Origin of the sequence: Pseudomonas sp. PDM24, from assembly GCF_019218905.1 — a bacterium.
GTDB lineage: Bacteria > Pseudomonadota > Gammaproteobacteria > Pseudomonadales > Pseudomonadaceae > Aquipseudomonas.
The window spans coordinates 178,403-195,865 of the sequence record NZ_JAHUWR010000006.1; the positions used below are offsets into that span (position 1 = coordinate 178,403).

Below are 17,463 nucleotides of genomic sequence, written 5' to 3' on the forward strand. Positions count from 1 at the left end.
AAGCGTACAACGTTCCCCACGGGTACAGATACCGACTGCAAATCTCAGTTAGCGGCTGCAGGACACAGGAGGTCTACAGCCAACACGAGATGGGAGGTGTGGCATGAATCGGCACTATTACATCAGTGACAATCTCGACGATCTCGAGGCCGTTGAAAATGAACTGGAAGCCAACGGCATCAATACCGAACAAATTCATGTGCTCAGTGAACAAGTTGCTGATGTTGAAGAACATCATCTCCACGAGGTTAACTCGTTAATGAAACAGGATGTTGTTCACTCTGGCGAGATTGGTGCTGTGGTCGGTTTACCACTCGCAGCGCTGATCCTTGGCGGCGCCTATTGGATGGGCTGGACCGACTCCGCCGCAGGGTGGGTGCCTTTTATCTTCCTGGCCATCGTTATATTTGGCTTCTGCATCTGGGAAGGCGGTTTTTTTGGTATCCAGGTGCCGAATGCTCACTTCCGCAATTTTAAACAGATGGTAGAAGAGGGAAAACATATCTTCTTCGTGGATGTTGAACCGAATCAGGAACCGATATTGGACCAGGTAATCGAACATCATCCAAAGCTGACGGTCGCCGGCACGGGAACGGCAGCCCCCCACTGGACAGTGGCCTGGCAGCACAAATGGCATCAGTTCAAGCGAGTGATATCGGGTTAGCCCTAGAGACTCAAGGCCACCGGAAGCCGCTTATTGGCCGAAGGAAATGACCCGGCTGAGGAAAACATAGTCTGCCTCGGTGGCCATCAGCCCGACGAGCACCAGTAAACATAAAGGTGGCAACAGTATGGCGTAGACCATGGCCAACCGCTCCCAGGCCATATGCATGAAGATGGAGACAATCAAACCTGCCTTCAACAACATGAAAGTGATAATCAGGGACCACCGAAGGTAGCCATGGAAGTGGAAATAGTCGACAAGGTACGACAGCGTGCTGAGGACGAATAACAGCCCCCAGATTTTAAGATACAAACTGATTGGATGTTGCTGACCCTGAGCATGTGCCATCACCCGTGCTCCTCTACCATAAATAGAAGAAAGCAAAAATAAACACCCACACCAAATCCACGAAGTGCCAGTAGAGCCCGGCTATCTCGACGTTCTGATAGTTTCCAGAGCGCTCATAATCTCCCCGCAGTACTTTCATCGCCACAATGCTGAGGTAGATGGCGCCGATTGACACATGCAGTCCGTGGAAACCGGTAATCATGAAAAAGCTGGCACCAAATTGCGCCGCTCCCATGGGGTTTCCCCAGGGACGCACCCCTTCTGCGATGAGCTTGCTCCATTCAAATGCCTGCATGCCGACGAAGGTCACACCCAAGGCAGCGGTCGCCAACATCAGGGCAGTGGTTTTCGCGCGGTCACGGCGATAGGCGAAATTAACGGCCATGGCCATAGTGCCGCTGCTGCTGATCAGCACAAAAGTCATGATCGCGATCAGAATAAGCGGGATTTCTCTACCGCCGATCGTCAATGCGAACACTTCACTGGGGTTCGGCCAGGCGGTGGTGATGGTCATGCGTACCGACATGTAGCCGGTTAAAAAACAGGTAAATATAAAAGTATCGCTGAGCAGGAATATCCACATCATCGCCTTGCCCCAAGGGACCTGCTTGAAGACCTCTCTATCCGAGGCCCAGTCGCTGGCGATGCCCTGCCATCCCGGTGCAGGCGGTGAGTCTGGTGGATTGGATGAACTGGATTCGCCTGGGGCAAGTGGATGCGATGCCATGGCTTTTCACCTCAGGCCGCAGAATCTGGCGATGGCTTCATAGGTTTGCGGCGTGCTGGCCAGCAAAGCGAACAGCACGAACCAAAGACCCAGTAAGTAGTGCCAATAGGTGGTACAGAGCTCTACGCTGACGCGCAGTTGCGCCAACGGCACGCGACGCAGGAATTTAGCGACGATTATGCCCCAGGCTATCAGCCCGCCCAGCAGGTGGAGCCCATGCAGACCGGTCAACAGGTAGAAGAAACTGTTGGCCGGATTGCTGGCGACAAAATAACCCCAGGCGACAAACTGCTGCCAGACCCAGAGTTGCCCCACCAGAAAGGCAATGGCAAATACGCCCCCCAATGCAAAACCAATGATCGTAGCGTCCAGCCGAGCCTGCCGGGCGGCCATACGCGACCACTGCAGTGCAATGCAGCTGAATACCAGAAAAGCCGAATTCAGCCATAGCTGCCAGAGATTGGCTAACGGCGCCAAGGGGTCTGTCAGGGGGAGCCAGTCGGCCATTTGTGAACGGGCAATAAAGGCGAGCAGGAAGAGAAAGAATAACGAACTCACCACGACCAGAAACAAACGCAGGCCCGTTCTTGCGATTTGGCTTCTATCAGCCTCGGTGGCCTGAATACCCCCAGGGTCGCGACTCCAACTGCCGCCGGGGTCAGCGCCGTCGGCGTTTCTCAATAGCAGCCTTTTCATGTTTTAACGTCCGCTATCTTGGTTCCGGCACTCAGTTGCCGCATCTGCTCCAGCTCCTCGGCGGAGACCGTCTGCGGAACGAAATCCTGCTCTATCCCCGGCACACTGTAGTCATAGGCCCAGCGATGCACGACCGGCAGCTTCGCTCCCCAGTTACCGTGTATCGGCGGGGTGTTCGGCGTTTGCCATTCCAGACTGGCCGCGCCCCACGGATTACTGCCTGCGGGCTTGCCCTTGAATGCACTCCAGGCCAGGTTGAACAGGAACAGCAGCTGTGAGACGCCGACGGTCAATGCGATCACCGTAATGAAGGCATTCAACTCTTGCGCCGACTGCGGGATGAACGCGTAGTTTTCATAGGCGTAGTAGCGGCGAGGCATGCCCTGGAAACCCAGGTAGTGCATGGGGAAGAAGATGGCGTAAGTGCCCAGAAAGGTAATCCAGAAATGCAGCTTGCCCAGGGTGTCGTTCAACATGCGCCCGGTGACTTTCGGGAACCAATGATAAATGCCGCCGAACACCACCAGTACCGGTGCGACCCCCATGACCATATGAAAATGGGCGACGACGAAATAGGTGTCCGAGAGCGGAATATCCACGATCACATTGCCGAGAAACAACCCGGTCAGACCGCCGACCAGGAAGGTGACGATAAAGGCCAGGGCAAACAGCATCGGCACGGTCAGATGAATGTCGCCGCGCCACAGGGTCAGCACCCAGTTGTAGACTTTCAGCGCGGTCGGCACCGCGATGATCAAGGTGGTGACGGCGAAGAAAAAGCCAAAATACGGGTTCATTCCGCTGACATACATATGGTGCGCCCAGACCACAAAGCTGAGTACGCCAATCGCAATAATGGCCCACACCATCATCCGGTAGCCGAAGATATTTTTCCGCGCATGCGTGCTGATCAAGTCGGAGACCAGACCAAACGCAGGGAGAGCCACGATGTAGACTTCCGGGTGGCCGAAGAACCAGAACAGGTGCTGGAATAATATCGGGCTGCCACCCTGGTGATCGATCTGCTGCCCCAGCGAGATCATCGCCGGCATAAAGAAGCTGGTGCCCAACAGCTTGTCAAACAGCATCATGACCGCACTGACGAACAACGCCGGGAAGGCCAGCAAGGCCATAATCGACGCCATGAAAATGCCCCATACGGAGAGCGGCATGCGAAACAATGTCATGCCGTGCGTGCGCGCCTGCAACACCGTGGTGACGTAGTTCAACCCGCCCATGGTGGCTGCAACAATAAAAATCGCCAGTGAGACGAGCATCAGAACGATGCCCCACTCGACCCCAGGTGTCCCCTGAGAAATGGACTGCGGCGGATAGAGCGTCCAGCCCGAACCGGTGGGACCGCCAGGAACAAAGAAACTGGAGAGCAACACCACTACCGCTACCAGGTAGAACCAGTAACTCAGCATGTTGACATAGGGGAAGACCATGTCGCGGGCGCCCACCATCAGCGGGATCAGATAGTTACCAAAGCCACCCAGAAACAAGGCCGTCAGCAAGTAAATGACCATGATCATGCCGTGCATGGTCATGGCCTGATAGTAAGCACTGGCATCCATGAACTCCAAACTGCCGGGGAAGCCAATCTGTATGCGCATCAAGCCGGACAACACCACGGCGATAACGCCCACGAATATAGCCGTCAAGGAATATTGAATGGCTATGACCTTGTGGTCCTGACTCCAGATATATTTGGTCAGGAAGCTTTTGGGCTCGTGTAGTGCTTCTGTTTCGGCTTGCTCCGCATAGGCCATCACGTCATCCTCCTGTTCGAAGTTTCGGCGCATTCCTGGCAGCTTTACGGCTACTTCCCTGGCTCCGCCTTGCTCGCATCAGCGTCGGCATTCGCTTTGGATTTGATAAAAGCGATCAGTGCGTTCAACTCCTGATCACTCGGGGTAAAGGCCGGCATGACGGCTGCATAGCCTTTGACGATTTTGGCGCCGGGATTAAGAATCGAATCCTTTATATAGCCCTCATCGGCCTTGATACTCGTGCCGTCGGCAAGGGTTACGGTCTCGCCATACAGACCCTGCCAGCTAGGGCCGACGCCCTTGCTGCCATCGACACTGTGGCAGGCCAGACAGCCGAGCGACTCGGCCAGCCGCTGCCCCTGCGTCGCCAAGTCGTCACCTCTGTCCAACTTTTCTCTGGCAGAAGGCTCTTGCTGCGCGGCACCCAGTGATTTGATCAGGGCGACGACAGCGCCCAGTTCATCTTCAGTGAGAGTATAGGCCACCATGACTGGCGGGTAGCCCTGTACCAGGCGGGCCTTCGGATCGAGAATCGACTCTTTCAGGTAAGCCTCATCGACCAGCGCACGGGTGCCATCGGCAAACTGTTCAGTGCGGCCGTACAGCCCCTTCCATCCCGGGCCGAGACTGCTACTGCCATCCTGGCTATGGCAGGCACCGCAGCCGTATTTTTCGACCAACAAGCGACCTTTTTCCAGCACGCTGTCCTGACTGGGTTTGGCAGCTGTCGTTAATGTCTGCGCAAAAGTCGGTTGGCTGTTCAGCCATTGATCGAAGGCGCCCTGCTCTTCCACGATCATCTGGCCGCGCATGTTGTAATGACCTACGCCACAATATTCAGCACAAAGGATTTCATATTTCCCGGTTTTAGTTGGTGTAAACCAAAAGTACGACACCATCCCCGGCACCATGTCCATCTTGCTGCGAATTTGCGGGATATAAAAATTGTGCAGCACATCTTTAGAGCGCAGTAAAACCTTCACAGGCTGATCGAGCGGAAGGCGAACTTCATTGTTTTTTATAAGCACATCGTCCTGCCCGACAGGATCCTTGGGATCAAGGCCGAGGGGATTGGTAAAATCAACAAACTTGATATCCGATTTACCCAGTTTCCCGTCCTGGCCGGCAAAACGAAAGGCCCACTGCCACTGCTGGGCGACCACTTCAAGTTCATAAGCATTTTTCGGCACATGGATGAAATCACTGTAAACCACCAGGCCTGGCGCCAACATCGCGGCAATCCCTATCGAGGTCACGATAATCAACCATGTTTCCAGTTTTTTACTTTCTGGCTGATAGTGCGCCCTGGCACCCTCCTTGTGACGATAACGCATCACGGCTACCGCCATAAATACCGTGATAGCAATGAAAAATATTCCACTGATGATCATTGTGATGAACAGGGTGGTGTCTATAGATCCCCAGTTGGAAGCTGCCGGTGTCGCCTGCCAAGGCGCTAGTAGATGGAACAACACGGATGCAATAACGATTAATATCAAGATAATTGCTATTGCCATTTTCTGTTCATCCTATTCCTGTTGTTCACTGGTTATGCAAACGCATCGCCACTGACGTCCAAGCAGGGCAGAAAATACCGTCCCATTCGGCGGTAAAGTCAGCAAGAAGTATAGTGCACGGACGGAACAAGTGCTTTTTTGAAAAACCTGATGCAGGGATGTTCCAACGAATATTAAGCTAATCGTTTAAAGCGATTCGCTACATACAACTATGGATATTCAGCATTACGTTTCTATGGACTAAACGGGCGTAGCGCACAGCAAGCGAGACCAGGTTGCCAGCTATACTCAATCCTGATGACGGGATGGCAGAACTGGCCAGAAGCGGATGGCTTGAGAAGACACGAGAGCTACAAAGTCCAGCAGTCCACGACGGAGGCTTCGTCATGAGTAACCTGACAATCGAAGGCTGGTGCAAACCCAGCGGCGCCCCAAAGTCCACCCCGGTGGGTGAGATCAGCTTTGATGTCGATGGCCCCCTCCATCTGAGTCTAGAGCAAGCTGAAGAACGCCTACAGAAGACTCATGAGCCGGAAGCCATGGTTGATGTCGACATGAGCTCAATGGATTTGGTCTTGCCAGAGGGATACGGTCCCTTGTCCGACTGCCAAATGCGCGTCTACTTGCAGCACGGGCGCGGTCAGTTCCATTTGGTCGGGCATCGAGCGAGCGATGGAAGCTTGATCTATACCAACGCGGTTTTGATTGATCAGCTGATTTAGAAGCTACTACTCAATCTCAGTCAGTTAAGCGAGCAACCGCTTTTCGTAGGAGCCAGGCTTGCCGGCGAAAGCGCTCTTAAGGACGCCTTCGCCGGCAAGCCTGGCTCCTACACTTCCGATTCGCCCAACTGACTGACATTGATCCGAAGTGGCCGGTTTTTTATGCATGAAATTTGATCTCCCACGCTCTCCAGCGCCTCGGCAAAATCCTGCAATACAGAAAGCCGACCTTCCCCAAGCCATCGCCAAATGCCCTCCTAGACTCATTTCATGCCGCTCTCCCATCAGTGCTCAGGATGCATTGGTGGTTATAGTGTTGATTAGTGAATTTCAGTAGGTATAGTAACCACAAGCACACCACAGGGAGGTGATGTGAATAGCCGTTTTTTGATAAGCCAAATCGTTGCAGATGGCTGGTATCTGGTACGAATCAAGGGGAGCCATCACCATTTCAAACATCCAACCAAGCCAGACTGGTAACGGTTCCTCATCCGAAAAAGGATCTGCTCAAAAAAACGGCCATCAGTATTTTGCAACAGGCGCTGCTATGACAGCGCCTTAGGAGAACGACGAACATGCTTTACCCAATTGCAATCTCCATGGGCGATGATGAACACGCCTGGGGCGTGGAAGTACCGGACATTCCGGGTTGTTTCTCCGCTGGGGAGGATCTGGATGACGCCATGGCCATGGCGCGCGAAGCCATCGAAGGCCATTTCGAAATATTGGCCGAAGACGGATCACCGATTCCGCCCGCCAACAAAGTAACCCTGCATGCGGCCAATCCGCAGTACGCAGGGTGTACGTGGGCCGTGGTGGACATCGATGTCACCAAATACCTGGGCAAGGCCCAGAAACTCAACATCACCTTGCCCGGCTACTTGCTCAACCGCATCGACGAATACGTACTGCATCATCCGGAAGAGAAAAGTCGCTCCGGGTTTCTGGCCTCGGCGGCGCTCAAGGTGTTGCAGCAGGGCTGATGGTTCGAAGGTTGGTCAACCAAAGGGACAAACGACCAGGCATGTCCCTTTGTACGTCAGCGCGTCGCCACCATGAACAACCGTGGAAACGGCAACAGCACAGAACCATCGCTCAGCGCCGGATAGGCCTGCTCGATCGCCGCCTGATACTGCTTGAGATACTGCACCCGCTCCGCTTCATTCAGCGGCTCAAGGAAAGGCCGCAAACCGCTGCCCTTGAACCACTCGACCACACCCGATGCGCCGTCCGCGAGGGGATGATAGTAGGTGGTGCGCCATACATCGACGCGGGTGCAGTGGGCACGCAGCATCGAGTAGTAACCACCCGCATCCTCCATTTCCGTTCGCAGGCCTGCGGCCCTTGCCAGTTTGTCAGCCCAAGGGCCGTTCGCTGCGACCTCGCGCATCAACCTGTGCGACGGTTCGTTGAGGTTATCGGGCATCTGAATCGCCAGGCTGCCGCCGGGCGCGAGCCTGGCCACCAATGACGGCAGCAACCGGGCGTGATCGGGCAGCCACTGCAATACCGCATTGGCGAAAATCACGTCGAACGGGCCGGCATCGTTCCAGACATCGATGTCTGCGGTGTCGAATTGCACCTGAGGCAAGCGCTGGCGGGCGGCCTCGATCATATCGGGCGAACTGTCCACCCCTCGCACCGCGGCATTGGGAAAGCGCTGCACCAGCAACTCGGTGGAATTACCCGGGCCGCAACCGATGTCGATTGCCGATTGGACGTCCATTGTGGGGATGGCGGCCAGCAAGTCACGCGCCGGGCGCGTTCGCTCATCTTCAAACGCTACGTATTGTTTGGCGGACCAACTCATATCGTTCTCCTGTCGGTGCAGGTTGTAGCCAGAGGCAGACAACCGGTTCGCTACGATACATCGACCGATGTGCTCTGCCCTATCCCGACTTTTGGAGGGCGTAGGATCTGAGTGAGCCTTTTCTTATCGCAAAATCATCGAAAGTCATAACCAAAAGGACCGTTCGTCGACCGAAGAGCGAAGCGATTTTGACAGTATAAAAATGACATCTATAGTCCTACTCGCGGCCTGTTGGAAGGAACCCAACCCGTCATTTCAAGGCAAGGAGCAAGGCCAGCTCGCACCCGTGATCGAGTGGGTTCCCCAGTAGTGTGTTCGCAACGGCCGCAAGGCAAAGCGTTGTGCCTGGTAGGTAGCCAGGTAATCACTATCAAAGGAGCTTTACTATGTCTCGAGTCACGGATGTACTTGTTTCGATCGACACCGAAACCATTCTGAAAAACTACCCGAACATCAGCAAAAACCCTGCTGCGCCGACGATGATCGACGTCAACCATGTATACATGGTGACCAATCAGAACAACGTGGTGAGTGGCCAGGCCGGTGGCGAGCTCAACCTGAAAGCGCAGGTAGGCGATCTGATTCGCTGGCGCGAAACCAGCCTGTCGCTAGGCTTCGAGCAAGCAGTGATTTTCTACAAGTTCGTTGGTAACGCAGGCAACGAGTTGATCTCTACGCCCACGCCACGCACGGCTACCGCCTCCTTTGCAGTCCCGAACAGCAGCAATCCGTCGGTGCCCAGCTGCCAGAAGGTCGAAAACCATTACTGGTCTTCGGAAACCCTTGCTTGCGGCAGCGTGACCTATCACTTCCAGTTCCTGATCGTGAATCGTGACTGCCAGATCATCGGCTGCTGCACATGGGATCCGTTCATTACCATCCATAACTGATGCTGGGCCGGGCCCCTTGGCAACGAGGGGCCTACCGAGCTCGTTGCCGCCTCGGCTGGAACAGGATGTCTCGCTTGAACCGAAGCGGTTACCGTTTTGCGTCAACATCATGAAAGGATCCATGATGACTTCCGAACCGATTACCTCCCCTAAGGCGAGCGCCGTGACAGCCAGTAGTATGCTGCTGATCGTCGATGCCGAATCGCTGCTTTCCCGTTATCCGCAACCCAGTCTTGAAGCGCAAAAACCGACGGTGATTGAAGACGGCTTCATCTTCGCCATCAGCGGTACAGAAACAACAAAAAACACCAAAAATGACAGCAAAGTGACGCTAACAGCCAGTAACGGCCAAGTCTTCCATCTCCGCGGCAGAACCGTCAGCTTGCTGGCCGAACACAGCGTTGTCTTTCACAACATTTCGGTGGTCGATACGGGGATCCTTTCGCCACCCAAACTGGTCGTCAACGGCGAGCAGACAGTCCCCGCGCCCGACCCCGCCAACCCGACCCAACCGGGTAGCCACAAGGCCGATGATCACTACTGGGAGTGCTCGCAACTGAGCACGGGCGTGACAGCCTGCGAACTGAACTTCATGCTGATCAACCAGCGCTGTGAAGCGGTGGGGTACTTCAGCTGGAAGACTGAGGTGACGTTGTTGTGAATAGATAGATACAAAAAAAACAACGCCAGTTCAGGCGCGGAACCTGTGGGAGCGGGCTTGCTCGCGAATGCGGTGTTTCAGGCGACATCAATATTGACTATGCCGCCGTCTTCGCGAGCAAGCCCGCTCCCACATGGATTCACACTTATTTCTTGGCATGCAACGATACAGCAGCCACTCACCGCTATTTACTATCCGCCCCCTTCTCCTGCATCTGCACCGATGACTTGGTGCCATCAGTATTGTCTTTAGTCTCGTTATCCGAGTTATCGAAGCAGCCCTGCAACGCAAGCAGGCAGCAACAAAGGTAAAACGTGCGAGCGAGGTTCATGCGGGTCTCCAGTTTCACAGGCTTGAAGTAGTGACCCCATGTCGGTGGAAATGGTTGCGACTTTTTCGGCCCCGACGATCAGCCTCTGACAGAGGGTTTACGCATCCATGCGCAGGCACTATTCAGCAGAATTTTCGTTATGCCCGTGCTGTCTGAAAATCAGGCGCATTCCTATAAGGAGCACGGCAATGAAATTCGCAAAAATTGCACAGAAACTCTCCCTGTGGGCCGGCCTGCCCCGTACATTTCTGGGGGCGATCGTTCTGATTATCCTGTGGGGTTTGAGCGGGCCGATTTTTCATTTCAACGATACCTGGCAATTGATCATCAACACCTCGACCACCATCATCACTTTCCTGATGGTGTTCCTTATCCAGAACACCCAGAACCGCGACACGGACATTTTGCACTTGAAGATCGATGAGTTATTGCGAGTAACGAAAGAAGCGCAGAACGCGATGCTGGGTCTCGAATCGCTGGATCTCAATCAGCTGGAAGAATTGAGAAAGAAATATCGCAACCTCGGCGAGGGCGAAACGATTCCTCTGGACGGCACTGTCGTCCCGGAAACAAAGAAACAGGATTGAATGAATGTTGACTCATGCCCCGCGGGTGACCGGTGACGTCACCCGCGCCATTGGTGCTAACGACTGGCTTGCAGCTCTCTGGCCATTTGCAGGTGGTTTTGCAGTTTGGGCAAGGTTTCTTCGGCGAACGCTTTGATTTGCGGCACGTCCGTGGTCTGCGCTTGTTGTTGAAGCTGCTCGATGGTCTCTTGGGTGGTTTTCACCTGACTGGCGGCGTACGCCTGATCGAAGGACGCATCGTCCTTCACCTCCGGAATCAGGGTTTTGGCCTTGTCCATCACCTCTTCGCGTGGTGCGACCGGTAAATCGAGTTGCTTGGCAATTTTCGCCAGATGCTGGTTGGCGGTGGTGAGGTCGTTGATCACCACGATGGTGTAGTCCTTGACCTCTTTGGATTCGGTTTTCTGGTGCGCCAGGCGGCTGGCTTCGATGTCGGCCATGCCTTTGGCCGACGCTTCGTTGATGAATTCAGCAGCTGACTGGGCAAAGGCACTGTTGGCAAACAGCCCCAGTAACGTGACAAAACTGGCATTGCGTAAACGGGTGGCCATCCGGCTCATGGTCGCGCCCTCCTTCTTTGAAAATTCAAACGGGAGCTTGCGCCCCCGTCTTTTAATAAAACCATCTTCACTATTACCGGGATTTCTGACCACCTTTGCGGCCCATGCCGCCTTTCGCGGAGTCTTTATCAACGGTCGTCGTGGTGGTTTTCCCACCTTTGCGACCGGCTTCAGACGCCTTCGTTCGATCATGGGCACTACCCGGACTCGGATTTTTTGAAGTAGGCATGGTTTTCATCCTCTTGATGATGAGAGCAGCGAGCAGCCGCCCGCATAGAATAAGAATTTCCATAGTCAAAAAGGTTTAGAAAAACTGGCAACGCTGCGACGAACGGTGACGGGCTTTCAGGCCCCGAGACGCAGGTGATGCTGGCGCTTGGCGCTGTACATCGCCTCGTCGGCATGCCTGAACAACTGATTTTCTTCAGTCCCGTGTTCGGGGTAGCGCGCAACGCCAATGCTCGGCTGGATGTTCAGGTTATGCCCGTCCAGGCGCAGGGGCTGAACCAGTACCTGACGGATCTTTCCCGCCACACGCTCGGCATCCTCTGCGGCATGGATGCTGTGCAACAACACCACAAATTCATCACCGCCGATGCGCGCCACGGTATCGGTTTCACGCACGCAGCCCTTGAGCCGATTGGCGACCGCTTGCAGCAGCATGTCGCCAACCGTATGACCGTGGGTGTCGTTGACATGCTTGAAGCGGTCGAGGTCGACGTAGAGCAAAGCCATTCGACCGGAGTCTGTTCGGGCCAGCTCCAGTGAGGCTTTGAGGCGTTCGCGCAGCAACTCGCGATTGGGCAACTGAGTCAGTTGGTCGTACTGGGCCATGCGCTGGAGCCGGGCATGCAATTGCTTGCGCTCGATAGCGGTCGCGACCTGGGCGCAAACATACTGCAGCAGCTCTTTGTCTTGCTCGGTATAACGCTCGCCGCCCGGTACGCTTTTAACGATCAACGCGCCAATGGTGCCGTTCTTCGAACTCAATGGCACGCCCAGCCAGCAGGGCGAATCCTGGCCCGCGACCAGTGCCGCAAACCCCGCCGGCGGATTGTCCTGATCCGGAGTCAGCAGGATCGGCAAGCCGCTGCGAATCACTTCACTGCAAAGACGCCCGGTCACAGTCCCGGGCTCCTCGGGTTGCGGTTCACGGTCGTCGACGTGATAGGGAAAATTCAGCTGCGCGCAGTGCTCGTCATACAGCGCCACGGAGAAATTCAACGCCGGGAGCCATTCGCCGATGATCGAATGGACGCGTTTGAACAGCGCCAGCAAATCTTCCGCCGCATGGGCCGCCTCGGAGATTGCGTACAGCGCCGCTTGTCGGGACTCGGCCTGTTTGCGCTCGGTGATGTCGCGCGCCACGGCAATGCGCAACTGATCGACCTCCGACCAGCGCGCCGACCAGAGAATGTGCACCACCCGGCCGTCCTTGCGCAGGTAACGATTTTCAAAATTGAGCTTGGGTTCGCCGCCCATGATCTCCCGCGCGGCGTCGAGGGTGCGCTGCCGGTCGGCGGGATGCACCAGGTCGATCATCGGCTGGCCGACCAACTCGTCGGGGGTGTAACCGAAAATGCGCTCGCAGGCCGCGCTGACAAATACGAAGCGACCTTGTTTATCCACCGCACAGACGGCGTCCAGCAAGAGGTCAATGTAGCTCGCCAGTGGGGCGGAATTTCTGGTTTCCATAATGCCGAGAGCGTGTCCGGACAATGCAACATTGAACAACCCTCCCTGACCGGTCATACGCCCGAGCGATGACTGTGCAGCCGACGCTTCCCTGCGATCAGCCTCAAGCCTTGTTCGTCACCAGCCCCGGCAGCGCATGCGCCAAGGCATTGATGGCAAAACCGATGAACATTACCCCGCACAACCGGGTGATCGCCAGTTCATGACGCTGATACAACGTGCGCACCTGACGCGCCCCGACGATGCCTATGAGAATAGCGTAGGCCAAAAGGCCACCAACGAAGCTCAGGATGATCAACCAGGGCAACATCGACCAATGCAGCAACTCTGCACGGCTGGACAACAGCGCAGTAAAGGTCGCCACTGCCACCGGATAAGCCTTGGGGTTGGTCAAACCGAACAGGATGCCGTGCCAGAATGGCTGCCGCGCCGGCCCCTGAGGCGCCTCGGCGCTGCCGCGACGAGCCCGCACCGCGCGCAGACCCAGCCAGAACAGGTAGAGCCCGCTGAGTACGCCCAACACATCGAACGCGGTGCTGCCGATTTCCCGCGCACCGACAATCGCGATCAGCGCCGTGCTGCACCAGACCACGTCGCCCAGCAAATGCCCGCACAGAAACCCCGCTCCGGCCCGCCGCCCGCGCGCCGCGCCGATGCCGAACACCGCCAGCACACCCGGGCCCGGCGTGATGCCATAAATGAAGCCCGAGGCGAGAACGGCCATTAGCAGCGATGGAGTCATGGGAATTCCTGTTGAAACGCCGGATGAATGGACGCAAGTCTATCTCAGGCCCCCAAGCATCGACTCACTGATCGTCGAAGAACTTCATCCCCGCATACGGCCGTTGCCGACACGCCGCCAGCCGCGACGCCAGATCCCCGACATGCGCCTCAAGCTTGTGCCCGTCCGGGTCGAGAAAATAGAACGACGCACCTTCGCTGCGGTTGTCCCGCCATTCCCGCACGTTGGCCGATCGCAGGCGTTCGACGAACAACGGGAAGTCCACTGAATCGATACCGAAGGCGTAATGGGTGTAGTCAGCGGTGGCCGTAGGTTCGCGTAGCGGATCGAGAGAAAGGCACAGCCACAGACCGGGTAATGAGAGATAGGCGCCGGCATCCCACGTGGCTTCAAGCTGAAGTTGTAGCAGATCGCGATAGAACGCCACGCTGCGGTTCAGGTCGGTGACGGCGAGGGTCAGGTGGTTGAGGCCGGTTAGCATGGGTTTAGTAACCTATAGGCTGGGTCCGACCGGAGCGTACAACTTAAACGTCCTTGAGCGTATAGCCGCTGGGGGTTTGTTGGCTGTGAGTCAGTCTTCACGAGCAAGCCTGCTCCCCCATTTTGATCTGTGGAGAATCGAATATCGCGTCCGACACAAATCCCTTGTGGGAGCGGGCTTGCTCGCGAAGAGGCCCGCCCAATCCGACAAATGACTATCAGACCACCCCCGCGCCACTGCTCAAACAACATCCGCCTCACCGGCGACAGGGTCGCTTCATCGCGCACCACCAGAATCTAATGCGCGATCCAACCAGTCATCCGTCAGCGGTACCGCGTGCAAACCGAACCGTGCCCTGGTCAAAACGCGCTGCGGAAAATCTCCTCGATCTGCCGCTGATCCGCCTTCCGTGGATTGGTCAGTCCACAGGCGTCTTTCAAGGCGTTGCTGGCCAGCACCGGGATGTCGTTGAGCCTGGCACCGAGCTCACGTAAGCCGGCGGGGATTTCCACGTCCTTGGCCAGAGTGCGAATGGCCGCGATCGCTGCCTGAGCGCCCTCTTCAGGGCTGAACCCGCGAACGTCGGCGTCCATCGCACGAGCAACATCGGTCAGGCGCTCGGCGCAGACCAGCGCGTTGAAACTCTGCACGTGAGGTAGCAGCACCGCATTGCACACACCGTGGGGCAAGTCATAGAAACCGCCCAACTGGTGAGCCATCGCGTGAACGTAACCGAGGGACGCATTGTTGAACGCCATGCCGGCGAGGAACTGCGCGTAAGCCATGTTTTCCCGCGCGATCATGTCACTGCCGTCGCGTACGGCCAGGCGCAGATTATTGCTGATCAAGGTGATGGCTTTCAGCGCACAGGCATCGGTAATCGGGTTGGCCGCCGTGGAGACGTAGGCTTCGATGGCGTGGGTCAGTGCGTCCATGCCAGTGGCGGCAGTCAGACCCTTGGGCATGGCGACCATCAGCGCCGGGTCGTTGACCGACAGCAGCGGCGTGACGTTGCGATCGACGATGGCCATTTTCACGTGACGGGATTCGTCGGTGATGATGCAAAAACGGGTCATCTCGCTGGCAGTGCCGGCGGTGGTGTTGATCGCGATCAGCGGCAACTGCGGTTTGGTTGACTGATCGACGCCTTCGTAGTCACGAATCGTCCCACCGTTTGTGGCGCACAAGGCGATGCCCTTGGCGCAGTCGTGAGGCGAACCGCCGCCCAGCGACACCACGAAATCACAACGACTTTCCTTGAGCAGGCCCAGGCCAAGTTCGACGTTGGCGATGCTCGGATTCGGCTTGGCGCCGTCGAAGATCACCGAGTCGATGTCCTGGATCGCCAGTTTCTCGGCAATCATCGTCGCCACGCCAGCCTTGGCCAACCCGGTGTCGGTGACGATCAGCGCCTTGCGAAAACCATACTTGCGAATGGCGTCCATGGCTTCGTCGAGGCAACCGGTGCCCATGATGTTCACAGCGGGGATGAAAAACGTACTGCTCATGCGCGAGTCTCCTGGCTGAAGCCGAATCAACAGCACCGATCCGGCGGGTGCGCACAGGATCGACCCATTAGTCGTGCGGTAACTTGATCTGGCTCAAGTCCGGGTCGTGATAAAGTCGCCGTCCATCAGACCTTTTGCTTTGAGACAACGAACGCAATGACCGATTTCCAGGATGTCGATGCCCAACTTGAAGACTGGAACGCCTTGCGCACCACCGCCTCTTTCGGCGGCCTGCTGGTGGGTAACGGTGCCAGTCGTGCGGTATGGGACGACTTCGGCTACGACTCGCTGTTCGAAAACGCCCGCACTGTCGAAGAGAAGCCGCTGAGCCAATCCGAATTGAGCGTGTTCGAGGCGATGCAGACGCGCAGTTTCGAACAGGTGCTTGGGGCGCTGAAAACCACCAGCCGGGTCAACAAGGCCTTGGCCGTCAGCTCAGCGGCACCGCGCAATCGTTATTACGCGATCAAGGAAGCGCTGATCAATACCGTGCATGCGGTGCACATCCCTTGGCGGTTGGTGGTGCCCTCGACGCTGGCGACGATCAATCAGGAATTGGGCAGCTATCGAACGGTGTTCACCACCAATTACGATTTGCTCAACTACTGGGCGATCCAGCACCGGCCTGAGGCGATTACCGATCTGTTCCAGGGCACCGAGCCGCATTTTGACCTGAGCCTCACCACGACAGACAAAACCCGGCTGTTGTACCTGCACGGCGGCCTGCATCTGGTGCGCAATCAGGACGGCACCGCGCGTAAATTGATGTCGACCGAAGGTACGTTGCTGGGCAGTTTCGCCATCAACAATACGATCAAGACCCTCGACGATGTGCCGCTGTTCGTCAACGAAGGTCCGACCCAGGACAAGCTCAAGACCATTCGCAACTCCGATTACCTGTCGTTTTGCTACGACCAGTTACTGGGCCATGGCGATGGGCTGTGCATCTTCGGGCATGCCCTTGGCGAGCAGGACAGTCACATCATTCATGCATTGCGTCAGGCGAAGCCGAAGACAGCGGCGATCTCGATTTACCCGCGCAGCAAGGCGTTCATCCAGCATCAGAAGCGGCATTACACGAAGGTGTTTGAAGGGACGGGAGTGGAGCTGCGGTTTTTTGATTCGAAGACGCACGCGCTTGGTAGTCCGAAGCTGACTGTACCGGTCGAAGTTTAGCGGCGCCGCGGGGCCGGCCTCTTCGCGGGCAAGCCCGCTCCCACAGGGATTTGTGAACGCTGCCAAACCTATGTGGGAGCGGGCTTGCTCGCGAAGGGGGCTGAACATTCAACGAAGATGCTGAATGTCAGACCGCTTTCGCGAGCAAACCCGCTCCCACACTGGATGTGTATTGGACTTATCAAGCGGTGTGTTTAGAGCACCGGCAAGGTCTTGTCCTTGATCACCGTGGTCGGGCCGTTGGCCTTGACGCTGGCGATGCCTTTATCCCTCGCGGTATCGGATGAGTAGGACTCGCTGCTGCCGATGATCTCGTGATTACCGGCCTTCAGGTTGAAATAAGGGTGACCGTCCTTGGTGGTTTTTTTCTCGTAGCGTTCGTCCAGTGGACTGTTGGCCTGAACCGAGGCGATACCGCCATCGGCCGCGCCGCGCGTGGTGTACAGCTCACTGGTCAGAATGGTTTCGGCATTGGCCGCTTTCAATACAAACTTGAATTGACCGTTGACGGTTTTGCTCACTTCGTACCATCCAGACATGCTTCTACTCCTTGGCGATTGAGAGGTTTCGCGCTTC

The 17,463-nt window shown here is 56.3% G+C and carries 20 protein-coding genes and 1 pseudogene; 8 read left to right on the top strand and 13 right to left on the bottom strand.

Annotated elements, in window-relative coordinates; genetic code table 11:
• Nucleotides 1-103: 103 nt before the first annotated feature.
• The gene (locus KW837_RS20345; RefSeq protein WP_192344338.1) at nt 104-664 is read left to right on the top strand and encodes a magnesium transporter; all 561 of its coding nucleotides are present in this window, start codon (nt 104-106) and stop codon (nt 662-664) included.
• 30 nt (nt 665-694) lie between these two features.
• Here KW837_RS20345 and KW837_RS20350 read toward each other — a convergent pair whose 3' ends face one another.
• From KW837_RS20350 to KW837_RS20370, 5 genes are read right to left on the bottom strand one after another with little or no spacing between them, the layout of a single operon-like run.
• The gene (locus KW837_RS20350; protein WP_123499130.1) at nt 695-1,012 is read right to left on the bottom strand and encodes a cytochrome C oxidase subunit IV family protein; all 318 of its coding nucleotides are present in this window, start codon (nt 1,010-1,012) and stop codon (nt 695-697) included.
• 13 nt (nt 1,013-1,025) lie between these two features.
• Nucleotides 1,026-1,739, bottom strand: a complete 714-nt coding sequence (locus tag KW837_RS20355; RefSeq protein ID WP_192344337.1) for a heme-copper oxidase subunit III family protein — start codon at nt 1,737-1,739, stop codon at nt 1,026-1,028.
• A gap of 6 nt (nt 1,740-1,745) precedes the next feature.
• Nucleotides 1,746-2,435: a cytochrome c oxidase subunit 3 gene (locus KW837_RS20360; protein ID WP_192344336.1), complete on the bottom strand. Its 690-nt coding sequence runs from the start codon at nt 2,433-2,435 to the stop codon at nt 1,746-1,748.
• On the bottom strand, nt 2,432-4,207 hold the full coding sequence (ctaD, locus tag KW837_RS20365) for a cytochrome c oxidase subunit I (protein ID WP_218398574.1): 1,776 nt from the start codon (nt 4,205-4,207) through the stop codon (nt 2,432-2,434). Before ctaD ends, KW837_RS20360 begins: the two co-directional genes overlap by 4 nt.
• A gap of 50 nt (nt 4,208-4,257) precedes the next feature.
• Nucleotides 4,258-5,724, bottom strand: coding sequence for a cytochrome c oxidase subunit II (locus KW837_RS20370; RefSeq protein WP_218398235.1), 1,467 nt, complete (start codon nt 5,722-5,724; stop codon nt 4,258-4,260).
• A gap of 386 nt (nt 5,725-6,110) precedes the next feature.
• Between KW837_RS20370 and KW837_RS20375 the strand changes: the two genes are divergently transcribed.
• The 3 genes and pseudogenes from KW837_RS20375 to KW837_RS20385 all read left to right on the top strand — a co-directional run bounded on the left by KW837_RS20375 (nt 6,111) and on the right by KW837_RS20385 (nt 7,429).
• On the top strand, nt 6,111-6,446 hold the full coding sequence (locus KW837_RS20375) for a hypothetical protein (protein WP_192344334.1): 336 nt from the start codon (nt 6,111-6,113) through the stop codon (nt 6,444-6,446).
• Between the two features lie 372 nt (nt 6,447-6,818).
• Nucleotides 6,819-6,997 (top strand): annotated as a pseudogene (locus KW837_RS20380) (type II toxin-antitoxin system HicA family toxin).
• Between the two features lie 24 nt (nt 6,998-7,021).
• Nucleotides 7,022-7,429 carry a type II toxin-antitoxin system HicB family antitoxin gene (locus tag KW837_RS20385; protein ID WP_008074516.1) on the top strand — a complete coding sequence of 136 codons (408 nt, stop codon included), beginning with the start codon at nt 7,022-7,024 and terminating at the stop codon, nt 7,427-7,429.
• Nucleotides 7,430-7,485: 56 nt separating this feature from the next.
• Here the strand turns inward: KW837_RS20385 and tam are convergent, their stop codons facing one another.
• Nucleotides 7,486-8,256, bottom strand: a complete 771-nt coding sequence (gene tam, locus KW837_RS20390) for a trans-aconitate 2-methyltransferase (protein WP_218398237.1) — start codon at nt 8,254-8,256, stop codon at nt 7,486-7,488.
• A 386-nt stretch (nt 8,257-8,642) separates the two neighbouring features.
• On the opposite strand from tam, the gene KW837_RS20395 reads away from it, so the two are divergent.
• The 3 genes from KW837_RS20395 to KW837_RS20405 all read left to right on the top strand — a co-directional run bounded on the left by KW837_RS20395 (nt 8,643) and on the right by KW837_RS20405 (nt 10,725).
• Nucleotides 8,643-9,146: an inclusion body family protein gene (locus tag KW837_RS20395; protein WP_218398239.1), complete on the top strand. Its 504-nt coding sequence runs from the start codon at nt 8,643-8,645 to the stop codon at nt 9,144-9,146.
• 124 nt (nt 9,147-9,270) lie between these two features.
• Nucleotides 9,271-9,807: an AidA/PixA family protein gene (locus KW837_RS20400; protein ID WP_218398576.1), complete on the top strand. Its 537-nt coding sequence runs from the start codon at nt 9,271-9,273 to the stop codon at nt 9,805-9,807.
• Between the two features lie 519 nt (nt 9,808-10,326).
• Entirely contained in the window at nt 10,327-10,725 is a 399-nt protein-coding gene (locus KW837_RS20405) for a low affinity iron permease family protein (RefSeq protein WP_218398241.1), read from the top strand.
• A 56-nt stretch (nt 10,726-10,781) separates the two neighbouring features.
• Here the strand turns inward: KW837_RS20405 and KW837_RS20410 are convergent, their stop codons facing one another.
• The 6 genes from KW837_RS20410 to yiaY all read right to left on the bottom strand — a co-directional run bounded on the left by KW837_RS20410 (nt 10,782) and on the right by yiaY (nt 15,711).
• Nucleotides 10,782-11,285, bottom strand: coding sequence for a DUF4142 domain-containing protein (locus KW837_RS20410; protein WP_123499151.1), 504 nt, complete (start codon nt 11,283-11,285; stop codon nt 10,782-10,784).
• A gap of 73 nt (nt 11,286-11,358) precedes the next feature.
• Nucleotides 11,359-11,514 (bottom strand): KGG domain-containing protein, encoded by a 156-nt coding sequence (locus KW837_RS29140; protein ID WP_008014777.1) that lies wholly within the window; start codon nt 11,512-11,514, stop codon nt 11,359-11,361.
• 116 nt (nt 11,515-11,630) lie between these two features.
• Complete coding sequence (locus tag KW837_RS20420; protein WP_218398243.1) at nt 11,631-12,980, bottom strand: diguanylate cyclase domain-containing protein; 1,350 nt, start codon at nt 12,978-12,980, stop codon at nt 11,631-11,633.
• A gap of 103 nt (nt 12,981-13,083) precedes the next feature.
• Nucleotides 13,084-13,722: a LysE family translocator gene (locus tag KW837_RS20425; protein WP_123499156.1), complete on the bottom strand. Its 639-nt coding sequence runs from the start codon at nt 13,720-13,722 to the stop codon at nt 13,084-13,086.
• Nucleotides 13,723-13,786: 64 nt separating this feature from the next.
• On the bottom strand, nt 13,787-14,203 hold the full coding sequence (gene fos / locus KW837_RS20430) for a fosfomycin resistance glutathione transferase (protein ID WP_192344329.1): 417 nt from the start codon (nt 14,201-14,203) through the stop codon (nt 13,787-13,789).
• A 359-nt stretch (nt 14,204-14,562) separates the two neighbouring features.
• A complete protein-coding gene (gene yiaY, locus KW837_RS20435; protein ID WP_192344328.1) occupies nt 14,563-15,711 on the bottom strand; it encodes an L-threonine dehydrogenase in 1,149 nt (382 codons plus the stop codon).
• Nucleotides 15,712-15,867: 156 nt separating this feature from the next.
• On the opposite strand from yiaY, the gene KW837_RS20440 reads away from it, so the two are divergent.
• A complete protein-coding gene (locus tag KW837_RS20440; protein WP_218398245.1) occupies nt 15,868-16,887 on the top strand; it encodes a DUF4917 family protein in 1,020 nt (339 codons plus the stop codon).
• Between the two features lie 194 nt (nt 16,888-17,081).
• On the opposite strand, the gene KW837_RS20445 is transcribed toward KW837_RS20440, so the two are convergent.
• Nucleotides 17,082-17,426 (bottom strand): YegP family protein, encoded by a 345-nt coding sequence (locus tag KW837_RS20445; protein ID WP_218398247.1) that lies wholly within the window; start codon nt 17,424-17,426, stop codon nt 17,082-17,084.
• Nucleotides 17,427-17,463 lie beyond the last annotated feature (37 nt).